The following is an 11,087-nucleotide window of genomic DNA, read 5'->3' as shown; positions in this document are numbered from 1 at the left end:
GCGGGCCGCGGGGCGGCCCGCGCGGAGGGCCGTCCAGGCCGGGGCCGGGTCCTTCAAACGGACCGGGACGTCCAGCAGCGTGACCGGGAGGCGGGACAGGGCGGCGAGGGCGGCGTCGGCCACGGCGGGGTCCGTGTCCGCGTAGCCGAGCGTCGGGGACCAGGCCACCCGTACCGGCCGTGCCGGGGCGGAGGGAACACCGGCCACCGCCGTGAGGTACGCCGCCGCGTCCTGCGCGTGGCGGGTCAGGGCGCCGCCGACGTTGAGGCCGGCGCGGTCGCGGGGCGGCAGGCGGCCGTTCGTCGGCTTGAAGCCGATCACGCCGCACCACGCCGCCGGTATCCGCACCGAGCCCGCGCCGTCGCTGCCGCTCGCCAGCGGGACCATGCCCGTCGCCACCGCGACCGCCGAGCCCGCCGAGGAGCCGCCGGGGGACAGGGCCGGGTCCCACGGGTTCAGCGTCCGGCCCCGGTCGGTGAGGCCCCACGTCTGCCACACCGTGCCCCGGCCCGGCACCGCCGTCGCGCCGACCGGCACGCAGCCCGCCGCCACCAGCCGCCGGGACTGGACCGAGGTGAGCCCCTCGGGGGCCTTCACCCCGATCGGGACGCCCGCCAGCGGCAGCCGGTCGCCGTGGCGGACCGCACGGTCCACCTCACGGACGGCGGAGGCGACCGGCCACACCGCCGTGAACGCCCGCACCGCGCCGTCGAGGCGTTCGATCGCGCGCAGCGCCGCCGTCGCGACCTCCGCCGCCGACAGCTCCCGCGCCCGCACCGCCGCCGCGATCTCCACGGCCGACAGCCGCCCGTACTCCTCGTCGCGCATCACGCGCAGTGAACTGCCCCCCGCCGACCGCGTCAAGAACGGGACCGCGCCCGCCGTCCTGCGGCGTAGGGCACAATCGGACGCGATGAGTACCTACCGTGAGCGCGCGCACCGCCAGACCGCGCGGGCGACCGTGCTGAGCGCCATCGCCACCCGCGAGCGCCGCTCACACCTGTCCGCGCCCCGCGTGCCGACCGTCGGGATCGACATCGGCGGCACCAAGGTCATGGCCGGGGTCGTGGACGCCGACGGCACGGTCCTGGAGCGGGTGCGCACCGAGACGCCGGACAAGTCCAAGAGCCCCAAGGTCGTCGAGGACACCATCGCGGAGCTGGTCCTCGACCTCTCCGACCGCCACGACGTGCACGCCGTCGGCATCGGCGCCGCCGGGTGGGTCGACGCCGACCGGTCGCGCGTGCTGTTCGCCCCGCACCTGGCCTGGCGCAACGAGCCGCTGCGCGACGCGCTGGCCGCCCGGCTGGTGGTGCCGATCATGGTGGACAACGACGCGAACACCGCGGCCTGGGGCGAGTGGCGGTTCGGCGCGGGCCGGGGCGCGGAGCACCTGGTGATGATCACGCTGGGCACGGGCATCGGCGGCGCGATACTGGAGGGCGGCCGGGTCAAGCGCGGCGCGTACGGGGTGGCCGGCGAGTTCGGCCACATGCAGGTGGTGCCGGGCGGCCACCGCTGCGCCTGCGGGAACCGGGGCTGCTGGGAGCAGTACAGCTCCGGCAACGCGCTGGTCCGCGAGGCGCGCGAGCTGGCGGCGGCCGACTCGCCCGTCGCGCACCACATCCTGGACCGGGTGGGCGGTCAGGTCGGTGACATCACCGGTCCGCTGATCACCGAGCTGGCCCGCGAGGGCGACCCGATGTGCGTGGAGCTGCTCCAGGACATGGGCCGCTGGCTGGGCGTGGGCATCGCCAACCTCGCCGCCGCTCTCGACCCGGCCCGCTTCGTCGTCGGCGGCGGGGTGAGCGACGCCGACGACCTGCTGATCGAGCCGGCCCGCGAGGCGTTCCGGCGCCACCTCACCGGGCGCGGGTACCGGCCGGAGGCCGAGATCGCGCGGGCCGAACTGGGCACCGACGCGGGGATGGTCGGCGCGGCCGACCTGGCGCGGCTGGTCGCCCGCCGCTTCCGCCGCGCCAACCGGCGCCGTGCCGAACGGGCCCACCGGGGCGCCGGGTTCGAGCTGCGGCTGCCGCCGCGGGGACGGGCGGCCCGGCCATGACCGCGACCACCACGCCCTCCGCGTCCGCCGTGAGCACCCCCGCGCAGCGGCCCCCGCGCCGGCCGCGTCACCGCTGGCTGGCGGCCGTCGTCGTCTTCCTGCTGATCGCGATCCCGGCCGCGTATCTCGCGCTGTCGGCCTACCAGAGCCGTGACAGCGGTGAGGACAAGGCCCGTTCGGCGTCGGCGCGGGCGCTGATCTACGAGTGGCCGAGCAAGGTCCTGCGCCGCATCTACGACGTGCCGATTCCCGACGGGGCGGCGTATGTGGGCTATTACGAGACCAACTCGTGGGACGAGTCCACGCTGTACGTGGAGTTCCGCTGCTCGCCCGGTCAGCTCACCGCGTTCCTGGAGGAGTTGGGCACCGACCGGACGGCGCTGGCCGAGGACACCGTCACCATCGGCCGGTCGCGCGCCGACGTCATCGGCTGGCGTTTCGACGACCCGGCGCGCACCTTCGCCGGGACGGTCGTGCAGCAGTCGGAGCAGGAGCCCGAGGTGTCGGTGACGGTCGACCTCACCCACGAGGAACGGCCGCGCGTGTTCGTCGTCTCCACCACCAACCCGTGAGCTGACCGGCCCCCGGCCCGCAGGCGGCGCGGCTACAGCAGGTCCTCGGCCAGGCGGCGGGCGACGCGTTCCAGCAGGGGGCCGGCCTGGGCGACGCATTGCGCGGGGTCGGGTTCCTCGTCGGTCAGGGGGTAGGCGCGGTCGATGCCGGCGGCGCGCAGGGTGTCGGGGGGCAGGCGCAGCCGGCCGCAGACCGCGACCACCGGGGTGCCGGCGGCGCGGGCCGCCGCCGCGACGCCCGCCGGGGCCTTGCCGTGGAGGGTCTGCTCGTCCAGGGAGCCCTCGCCCGTGATCACCAGGTCGGCCCGCTCCACGGCGGTGGCGAAGCCGAGGACGTCGAGCAGCACCTCGATGCCGGGGCGGAAGACGGCGTTCAGGCCGAGGAGCGCGCCGAAGCCCACGCCGCCCGCCGCCCCCGCGCCGGGCGCGCGGGCGTACTCGGCGGCGCGTGAGCCGAGCGTGCGCTCCAGGACGCGGGCGAAGTGCGCCAGGGCGTTGTCCAGCGCCTCGATCTCCACCGGGTCGGCGCCCTTCTGCGGCCCGTAGACGGCGGCGGCGCCGGCCGGGCCGGTCAGCGGGTTGTCCACGTCGCTCGCGAGCACGAACGCGGTGTCCTTCAGCCGGGGGTCGAGTCCCGACAGGTCCGCCTCGGCCAGCTCGCGCAGCGGGCCGCCCCCGTGCGGCAGCGGGTCGCCGTCGGCGTCCAGCAGCCGCGCGCCCAGCGCGGTGAGCATGCCCGCGCCGCCGTCCGTGGTGGCCGAGCCGCCGACGCCCAGCACGACCGTGCGCGCCCCGGCGTCGAGGGCGGCGGCGATGAGCTCGCCCGTGCCGTACGTGGTGGCGGTCAGCGGTGCGAACGTGAACGGCGGCAGCAGCCGCAGCCCCGACGCCTGCGCCATCTCCACCACGGCCACGTCGCCGCGCAGCGCGAACGACGCGGTGACCGGCAGCCCCAGCGGCCCGGTGACCTCGGCCCGCCGGGCCGTGAAGCCGCCCGCGACCGCCGCGTCGACGGTGCCGTCGCCGCCGTCCGCGACGGGCAGCGACTCGACGACCGCCGCCGGCCGCACCGCCCGGATCCCGGCCGCGACGTGCCGCCCGACCTCGGCCGCCGTCAGGGAGCCCTTGAACTTGTCCGCGGCGATGAGCACGTTCCCGGTCACGTCGGCCTCCTCGGTCTCCCGGGGCCGACCCTATCCACCGCCGTCCGCGCTCACACCCGGAACGGGGATCAGCCCGCGCCGCGCAGCCGGCGCCACACGGCCTTGGCCGCGTTGTGGCCCGACATGCCGTGCACGCCGGGCGCCGGCCAGGACGCCGAGGAGCAGAGGAAGACGGCCGGGTGCGCGGTGGCGTACGGGTTGAGGCGCATCCGGGGGCGGAACATGGTCTGGAGGCCGGAGAACGCGCCGCACGCGATGTCCCCGCCCACGTAGTTGGCGTTGCGGCGCTCCAGCTCCGCCGGTCCGGCGGTGGCGCGGGCCAGCACCAGATCGCGGAAGCCGGGCGCGAACCGCTCGATCTGCCGCTCGATCGCGTCCGTGAGATCGCCGTCCCACCCGTTGGGCACGTGCCCGTACACCCAGAACACCTGCTTGCCCCCGGGCGCCCGCCCGGGGTCCACCACGCCGGGCTGCGAGGTGATCAGGAACGGCACCTCCGGCGCCCGCCCCCGCACCGCCGCCGCGCGCAGGGCGGTGGTGATCTCCCGCGTGCCGGGACCGAGATGCACCGTCCCGGCCCGCCGCGCCGCCTCCGAACGCCACGGAACCGGGCCGTCCAGCGCGTAGTCGATCTTGAACACGGCCGGGCCGTACCGGAAGTGGTCGAACGCCCGGCCGAGGCCCGCGATCCTGGCCAGGGCGGTGGGCGAGGTGTCGAAGACATAGGCCCGCGCGGGCGGCAGCTCGTCCAGCCGCTTGACCTCCACCCCGGTGTGGACGACGCCGCCGAGGTCCCGGAGGTAGGCGGCGAGCGCGTCGGAGATGGCCTGCGAGCCGCCGCGCGCCATGGGCCAGCCGACCTCGTGCGCGGCCAGCGCGAAGACCATGGCGATGGCGCCGGTCGCGAGCGTGGTGGTGGGCGCGATGACGTGCGCGGCCAGGCCGGACAGCAGCGCGCGGGCGGGCTCGTCGCGGAAGCGGCGGGTCAGCAGGGCGACGGGCTGGATGCCGTTGAGGCCGAACCGCGCCAGCGTGACCGGGTCACGCGGCGGCCCGTCCCAGGGCACCTTGAGGAAGTCCCCGACCAGCGTCTCCCACTTGCCGCGGTAGGGCGCGAGCAGCCGCCGGTACGTCCCGGCGTCGCGCGGGCCGAACGACGCGGCCGTCTCCCCGACCGACCGGGCGAGCACGGCGGCGCTGCCGTCCGGGAACGGGTGGGCCAGCGCCAGATCGGCGTGCAGCCAGGTCAGCCCGTACTTCTCCAGCGGCATCCGCCGGAAGGCGGGGGAGCCGATGCCCATCGGGTGGACGGCCGAGCACGGGTCGTGCCGGAAGCCGGGCAGCGTCAGCTCCTCGGTCCTGGCGCCGCCGCCCACGGTGTCCTTCGCCTCGAACACCTCGACCGACATGCCCCGGCGGGCCAGCTCGACGGCGGCCGTCAGCCCGTTCGGTCCCGCTCCGACGACGACGGCGTCACGCAACGACGGCACTTACGGCTCCCCTCGCGGGTGAGGATCGAGGATCGGGTCAGGCGGCAGCCCCGGGGCGGCCCGCCGTCAGCAACCCGAGGATACGCCGCGTGGTGGCCTCGTCCCGCGCGGCGGTGAACGGCAGCGCGTTGTCCCCGGCGAGGGCGAACGGCTCGCCGCTGATCGTCAGATGAGCGCCACCGGCCTCGGCGACCAGGAGCAGCCCGGCGGCGTGGTCCCAGGCCAGTTCCCAGCTGAACGCGACGGCGTCCAGCCGTCCGGACGCGACCGCCAGGTACTCCAGACCGGCCGAGCCGCAGGGGCGGGGCGCCACGCCGTCCGTCCACAGGCCCGACAGGGCGCGCTTCTGGTCGTGGGTGGTGAAGTCGGGGTGCGAGCAGGCGACCTCCAGCACCTTGCCGGGGGGCGGGGAGCCCGCGTCGAGCGGCTCGCCGTTCAGCCACGCGCCCGCCCCGCGCCGGGCGTGCGCCAGCAGTTCACGCGCCGGGGCGTAGGTCCAGGAGGCGAGGATCCGCCCGTGGTGGGCCAGGGCGACCAGGGTGCAGAAGCCCGGCTCGCCACGGACGAACTGGCGGGTGCCGTCGACCGGATCGACGATCCACACCGGGGCGTCGCCGCCGAGGGCCGCGTAGCCCTCGGGGTCCTCGTGGACGCCTTCCTCACCGACCACCACGGAGCCGGGCAGTATGCGGGTGAGGTCGCGCGCCAGCCGCCGTTCGGCGCCGCGGTCCGCGATGGTCACCAGGTCGTGCGGCCCGGTCTTGACGGTGACCTCGTGTTCGGCCAGGCGCTGCCAGCGCGGCATGATCTCCACGGCCGCCGCCTGACGCACCGCGGCCTCGACATCCGCCACCAGCTGTTCGTCGATCATGTGTCCATCGAAACATGACACGTCCGACATGCCCGCCCCGGGGTCGCACGGCCGGAGGACGGAGGACGGGGGCCGGAGGACGGGGCCGAGGGGGCGGGGGGTGCCGGTCAGGCGACGCCCGCGCGGCGCAGCTCGCTGGTGACCGCGTAGTGGTGGCTCGGGGAGACCTTCCGGGCCGCGTCCAGCAGCAGCGGCACCACGACGTCGGGCGCGGGTGCCGCCGCGCGCGCGGCCTCCTCGGCGGTCCTGGCCCGGACGAGCGCCGTCAGCAGGGTGACGGCCTCCTTGCCGTGCCCGGCGGACCACAGCTCGGCGGCGATGGTGCCGGCCTCGCCGGCGGGCCGGGCCGCGCCCTGGCGCAGCAACCGGCCGCAGTCGCGCTCGCGGCCGGCCTCGGCCAGGGCCTCCGCCGCCAGGGCCAGCCGGTCGGGCGGCAGCGCCGCGGCCTCCCACAGCAGCGTGGTCAGGTCGGAGATCATCCCGGTGCGCTCCATCTCGGCCACCAGCACCGGGAGTTGCTCGGGCGGGCCGCTCGCCGCCTCGCACAGCACCACGTGCGCCGCGCCGTCCATGCCGTCCGCGCGCAACTGCCGCAGCCGCTCCGCCAGGTCGAGGGCGGCCTGCCGGTCCCGCGGGGTCAGCGAGAACCGGGGCTCCGGTTTGCGCTCCTCGCGCACCGCCCCCGCGAAGCGCGAGCCCCGCAGCGGCGGGGCGCCCGCCGTCTCGGTCCCCGGATCGGCCGTGATCACGGGCGCGGCGCCGGGGGCCGCCTCCTCGTCCAGCCCGGCGAACCGCGCGCCGCGCGGGCGGCGCCGCGCGGCCCCGGCCGCGGGGGCCGGGGCGGGCGCCGGAACGGCCGCGGGCGCCTCCCGCGCCTCCTCGCCGGGATCCGCGCCCAGCGCGTCCAGCCGGGCGCGGATCTCGGCGCGGCGGGACAGCATCCGCTCCTGGTCGTCCCGCGCCCACAGCCGCAGCCCGGCGAAGCGCTCCGCGTCCTCCTCCTGCCCGGCCCGCCGGGCGACGTCCTCGGCTGCGGCCAACTGCCGGTCTCGCAGGTGCAGTTCGCGTTCGGTACGGTCGATTTCCGCCAGTCTGCGGGTCAGCAGCTCCCGGCTGCCGGGCAGGGCGTCCTGGGTGCGGACGGCGGTCTGGTGCGCGGCTCTGACGCGCCGCCCCATCTGCTCGGCGGCGAGCGTCCCGTGACGGCCCGCCAGATCCTGGAGGAGGTCCGCCACGGCGTCCCAGGGGGGGAGTTCACGCCCCGTCAGCCACGCCCGGAGCTCTTCGCCGTTGCGCCGGGCGAAGGCGGCGAACCAGCCGTCCTCGGGGTCGAGGGCTTGCGTGACTGTCCGCAGTTCGGTGGTGAAGGCGGCCAAGCAGGCCGTCATGTCGTGCTGAGCCAAGCGCACATCCGCCATGTCGGTACTGAACCCAAGCCGGTTGCGATTCGTGTTCCCGGTCGGTTACGGGCAGTTTTCGAGCTGCTCTTTCCGGCCGTTGCCCGCGCCGCGAGCGTCTGCGAGCGGGTGCGAACGGCTCGTGGCGGTCCGTGGCGGGCGGCCCGCAGGAGGGTTAGGCGCCATCGACCGACCGCTTCACCCCCGCGTCCCGCGCGGGTTGGCCGCAGCAGACAGTACACCCGTCGCCGGAGCCGGACCACCGCGCGGTGGCGTCCTGACGTCCGTGACCGGCGACCGTGGCGAACACGCCGCAGCGCCTACGCTTTTCCGCATGACGCCCACGACCCGCACGAGCAGCGACGGACGCGGCCGGACCCCCGGCGGGCGCCCGCTGGTGGCGATCCTCAGCGGCGCCGGGATCTCCACCGACTCCGGCATCCCCGACTACCGCGGGCCGTCCGGCCTGTGGCGGCGCGACCCGGAGGCGGAGAAGCTGGTCACGTACGACTTCTACATGAGCGATCCGGACATCCGCCGCCGCTCCTGGCTGATGCGGCGCGACAGCCCGGTGTTCAGGGCCGAACCGAACGCCGCGCACCAGGCGATCGTCCGGCTGGAGCGGTCCGGGGTCCCGGTCCGCGTCATCACGCAGAACGTCGACGGCCTGCACCAGGCCGCCGGGCTGCCCGCACGGAAGGTCATCGAGCTCCACGGCAACGCCCGGTCCGTGCTCTGCACCGCCTGCGGCGCGCGCGGCACGACGGAGGCGGCGGTGGCCCGGGTCGAGGCGGGGGAGCCGGACCCGGCGTGCGAGGAGTGCGGCGGCATCCTGAAGACCGCGACGGTGATGTTCGGACAGGCCCTGGACCCGGAACGGCTGGGCGAGGCGGTGACGATCGCGCGGGCGTGCGAGGTGTTCGTCGTGGTCGGCAGCAGCCTCCAGGTCCAGCCCGCGGCCTCCCTCGCGGGGATCGCGGCGGACCACGGCGCCCGCCTGATCATCGTCAACGCCGAGCCGACCCCGTACGACGACCTGGCGGCCGAGGTGATCCGCGAGCCCATCGGCCGGTCGTTCCCCGCGCTGCTGGAGCGGCTGGCCCAGGAAGGCGAGGGGGAACTGTCAACCCGCTGTTGACAGTCGGGAGTGTGTCAACTTACGGTTGACACATGGTGGAACCAGCACGCATGACGCATCCCGTCCGGCTCGACGACCTCATCCAGGCCATCAAGGCCGCTCACACCGACGCGCTCGACCAGCTCGCGGACGCCGTCGTCGCCGCGGATCACCTCGGTGACGTGGCGGACCATCTGATCGGCCACTTCGTGGACCAGGCGCGGCGCTCCGGCGCGTCCTGGACGGAGATCGGCCGGAGCATGGGTGTCACCCGGCAGGCGGCACAGAAGCGCTTCGTCGCCAAGGAGTCGGACACGGCGCCGGACTTCCAGCCCGGCCAGGGGTTCGACCGGTTCACGACGCGGGCCAGGAGCGTCGTGATCGCGTCGCAGAACGAGGCCCACGCCGCGGGCCACGACCGGATCCGGCCCCCGCACCTCGTGCTCGGCCTCCTCAGCGAGCCGGAGGGGATCGCCGCCCGCGCGCTCGCGGCGCAGGACGTCACCCCCGAGGCCGTCCGGGCGGCGGCGACGGCCGCGCTCCCGGCGGCATCGGGCGAGGTGCCGGCCCTCATCCCGTTCGACCCCGGCGCCAAGAAGGCGCTCGAACTCACCTTCCGGCAGGCCCTGCGGCTCGGGCACAACTACGTCGGGACCGAGCACATCCTGCTGGCCCTGCTGGAGTTCGAGGACGGCGAGGGGGTGCTCACCGGCCTCGGTGTCGACCGGGCCGCCGCCGAGGAGTTCATCACGGCCACGCTCGCCGCCTTCCGCCAGAAGTGAGGCGGGCGTCTCCGCGCGGCGCGGGCGTCTCTGTCACGGGGCGGTCGGGTCGGTGGTCGGGGCGGTGACGCGGGGGTCAGCTCCCGCCCGGTCCGTCCGTCGCGTCCAGGGCGATGAGCGCCAGGCCGACGTCCGGGTCCACGCGTTTGCGCAGATGGGCGGGGGTCTCCGTGATTACCAGCTCCAGCGTCGGCCACACCGTCAGCCGTTGGAGATGGCCGCCGGCCGTCGAGCCGTCGCGGTGGCCGAGGACCACATGGGCGTGGAGGGCGGGCCGGCCGTCGTCGTCCGCGATGTCCCCGATCAGGGACAGCACTTCGCTCTGCCCTCCCACCGGGATGTCGAGGTACTCCTTGCGCTCGGCGTCGAAGTACCCGAGCGTGGCGTCGCGGCAGGCGCCCACGCCGGTGAGGCCGGCGCCGGTGACGCGGTGCTCGCGGGAGAACGCGGTGAGGCGTTCGACGGCCTCGTCCTCCTTGTCCATGACGAGGACGAAGGTGCGCAGCCCGTCCACCTCGCTGACCAGCCGTGACTTCATGCCTCCGACCGTAGCCGCGGTGCCCCGCCCGCGCACCCCGGCCCGGTGGCCCGGCCCGGTGGCCCGGCCGTCGCCGGACAGTTCACGCTTCTCTGAATTCAGGAGTCTCTGTACTGTCGTCGGGTGCTGACCATCACCCCCGACGTCGCGGTGCTCGCGCGCTTCGGCCGTGCTCTCGCCGACCCCATCCGCTGCCGGCTCCTGCTGGCCCTGCGGGAGGCGCCCGCCCATCCGTCGGACCTCGCCGAGCGGATCGGCGTCTCCCGGACGCGGCTGTCGAACCACCTGGCCTGCCTGCGTGACTGCGGACTGGTGGTCGCCGTGCCGGACGGCCGCCGCACCCGCTACGAACTCGCCGACGAACGCCTCGGACACGCGCTGGACGACCTGCGCACCGCCGTGGTCGCCGTGGAGACCGACCGCACCACGTGCCCCGACGCCGACGCCGAGGCATGCTGCCGATGACCGCGACACGTGAGCCGCTGGCCCACCGCATACGACTCCTGACGGCCGCGACCATCACCTACAACGTCGTCGAGGCCGCCGTCGCCCTCACCGCCGGCACCCTCGCCTCCTCCACCGCTCTGATCGGCTTCGGCCTCGACTCGGTCATCGAGGTCTCCTCCGCCGCCGCGGTCGCCTGGCAGTTCTCCAGCCACGACCACGCCGTGCGCGAGGCCCGGGAGCGGACGACCCTGCGGATCATCGCGGCGTCGTTCTTCGCGCTCGCCGCCTACGTGGCCGTCGACGCCGTCCGCGCGGTGGCGGGCGACGGCGAGGCCGACCGCTCGGTCACCGGCATTGTCCTGGCCGCGCTCTCCCTGGCGGTCATGCCGTTCCTGTCCGCCGCGCAGCGCCGTGCCGGCCGCGCACTCGGCTCCGCCAGCGCGGTCGCGGACTCCCGGCAGACCCTGCTGTGCACCTACCTCTCCGCCGTCCTCCTGTGCGGCCTGGTCCTCAACGCCACTCTCGGCTGGTCCTGGGCCGACCCGATCGCCGCCCTGATCATCGCCGCCATCGCCGTCAAGGAGGGCCACAGCGCCTGGCACGGCAAGGGCTGCTGCCCACCCCTCACGCCCCTCACGCCCTGTC

General features: G+C 75.6%; 12 protein-coding genes. 6 read left to right on the top strand and 6 right to left on the bottom strand.

Annotated elements, in window-relative coordinates:
- Window positions 1–828: amidase family protein (locus ACSNOC_RS25070; RefSeq protein ID WP_436749845.1), on the bottom strand; the 828-nt coding region annotated here is incomplete at its 3' end.
- Between the two features lie 85 nt (window positions 829–913).
- On the opposite strand from ACSNOC_RS25070, the gene ACSNOC_RS25065 reads away from it, so the two are divergent.
- Together ACSNOC_RS25065 and ACSNOC_RS25060 are read left to right on the top strand one after the other, a co-directional pair.
- Window positions 914–2,065 (top strand): ROK family glucokinase, encoded by a 1,152-nt coding sequence (locus ACSNOC_RS25065; RefSeq protein WP_436749844.1) that lies wholly within the window; start codon window positions 914–916, stop codon window positions 2,063–2,065.
- On the top strand, window positions 2,062–2,637 hold the full coding sequence (locus tag ACSNOC_RS25060) for a hypothetical protein (RefSeq protein ID WP_436749843.1): 576 nt from the start codon (window positions 2,062–2,064) through the stop codon (window positions 2,635–2,637). The genes ACSNOC_RS25065 and ACSNOC_RS25060 overlap by 4 nt, the downstream gene beginning before the upstream one ends.
- A gap of 32 nt (window positions 2,638–2,669) precedes the next feature.
- Here the strand turns inward: ACSNOC_RS25060 and ACSNOC_RS25055 are convergent, their stop codons facing one another.
- From ACSNOC_RS25055 to ACSNOC_RS25040, 4 genes are all read right to left on the bottom strand, one after another.
- A complete protein-coding gene (locus ACSNOC_RS25055) occupies window positions 2,670–3,800 on the bottom strand; it encodes a glycerate kinase (RefSeq protein ID WP_436749842.1) in 1,131 nt (376 codons plus the stop codon).
- A gap of 68 nt (window positions 3,801–3,868) precedes the next feature.
- Complete coding sequence (locus ACSNOC_RS25050) at window positions 3,869–5,290, bottom strand: phytoene desaturase family protein (RefSeq protein ID WP_436749841.1); 1,422 nt, start codon at window positions 5,288–5,290, stop codon at window positions 3,869–3,871.
- Between the two features lie 37 nt (window positions 5,291–5,327).
- On the bottom strand, window positions 5,328–6,161 hold the full coding sequence (locus tag ACSNOC_RS25045) for an inositol monophosphatase family protein (RefSeq protein ID WP_436749840.1): 834 nt from the start codon (window positions 6,159–6,161) through the stop codon (window positions 5,328–5,330).
- Window positions 6,162–6,268: 107 nt separating this feature from the next.
- Complete coding sequence (locus tag ACSNOC_RS25040; RefSeq protein WP_436749839.1) at window positions 6,269–7,579, bottom strand: hypothetical protein; 1,311 nt, start codon at window positions 7,577–7,579, stop codon at window positions 6,269–6,271.
- 313 nt (window positions 7,580–7,892) lie between these two features.
- Between ACSNOC_RS25040 and ACSNOC_RS25035 the strand changes: the two genes are divergently transcribed.
- Both ACSNOC_RS25035 and ACSNOC_RS25030 read left to right on the top strand, forming a co-directional pair.
- Window positions 7,893–8,696 (top strand): SIR2 family NAD-dependent protein deacylase, encoded by an 804-nt coding sequence (locus ACSNOC_RS25035; RefSeq protein WP_436749838.1) that lies wholly within the window; start codon window positions 7,893–7,895, stop codon window positions 8,694–8,696.
- Between the two features lie 32 nt (window positions 8,697–8,728).
- Entirely contained in the window at window positions 8,729–9,457 is a 729-nt protein-coding gene (locus ACSNOC_RS25030; protein WP_436749837.1) for a Clp protease N-terminal domain-containing protein, read from the top strand.
- A gap of 76 nt (window positions 9,458–9,533) precedes the next feature.
- Here the strand turns inward: ACSNOC_RS25030 and ACSNOC_RS25025 are convergent, their stop codons facing one another.
- Complete coding sequence (locus ACSNOC_RS25025; protein ID WP_436749836.1) at window positions 9,534–9,995, bottom strand: PPC domain-containing DNA-binding protein; 462 nt, start codon at window positions 9,993–9,995, stop codon at window positions 9,534–9,536.
- Between the two features lie 123 nt (window positions 9,996–10,118).
- Here ACSNOC_RS25025 and ACSNOC_RS25020 point away from each other — a divergent pair, with 123 nt between their 5' ends.
- Both ACSNOC_RS25020 and ACSNOC_RS25015 read left to right on the top strand, forming a co-directional pair.
- Window positions 10,119–10,460: an ArsR/SmtB family transcription factor gene (locus tag ACSNOC_RS25020; protein WP_436749835.1), complete on the top strand. Its 342-nt coding sequence runs from the start codon at window positions 10,119–10,121 to the stop codon at window positions 10,458–10,460.
- Window positions 10,457–11,087, top strand: a 631-nt coding sequence (locus tag ACSNOC_RS25015; protein WP_436749834.1) for a cation transporter, incomplete at its 3' end; no start/stop codon positions are given. The genes ACSNOC_RS25020 and ACSNOC_RS25015, both read left to right, overlap by 4 nt.

The sequence above is a fragment of the Streptomyces sp. URMC 129 genome (assembly GCF_051386415.1).
In the GTDB taxonomy this organism is placed as follows: domain Bacteria; phylum Actinomycetota; class Actinomycetes; order Streptomycetales; family Streptomycetaceae; genus Streptomyces.
Note: the sequence above shows the minus strand (reverse complement) of the source record. Positions and strands in the feature narration are given on the sequence as shown.

Excerpts from the sequence above, each read along its gene's own strand:
- ACSNOC_RS25065 (WP_436749844.1), top strand. The coding sequence starts at position 914 with ATGAGTACCTACCGTGAGCGCGCGCACCGCCAGACCGCGCGGGCGACC.
- ACSNOC_RS25060 (WP_436749843.1), top strand. The coding sequence starts at position 2,062 with ATGACCGCGACCACCACGCCCTCCGCGTCCGCCGTGAGCACCCCCGCG.
- ACSNOC_RS25045 (WP_436749840.1), bottom strand. The coding sequence starts at position 6,161 with ATGATCGACGAACAGCTGGTGGCGGATGTCGAGGCCGCGGTGCGTCAG.
- ACSNOC_RS25040 (WP_436749839.1), bottom strand. The coding sequence starts at position 7,579 with ATGGCGGATGTGCGCTTGGCTCAGCACGACATGACGGCCTGCTTGGCC.
- ACSNOC_RS25035 (WP_436749838.1), top strand. The coding sequence starts at position 7,893 with ATGACGCCCACGACCCGCACGAGCAGCGACGGACGCGGCCGGACCCCC.
- ACSNOC_RS25030 (WP_436749837.1), top strand. The coding sequence starts at position 8,729 with ATGGTGGAACCAGCACGCATGACGCATCCCGTCCGGCTCGACGACCTC.
- ACSNOC_RS25025 (WP_436749836.1), bottom strand. The coding sequence starts at position 9,995 with ATGAAGTCACGGCTGGTCAGCGAGGTGGACGGGCTGCGCACCTTCGTC.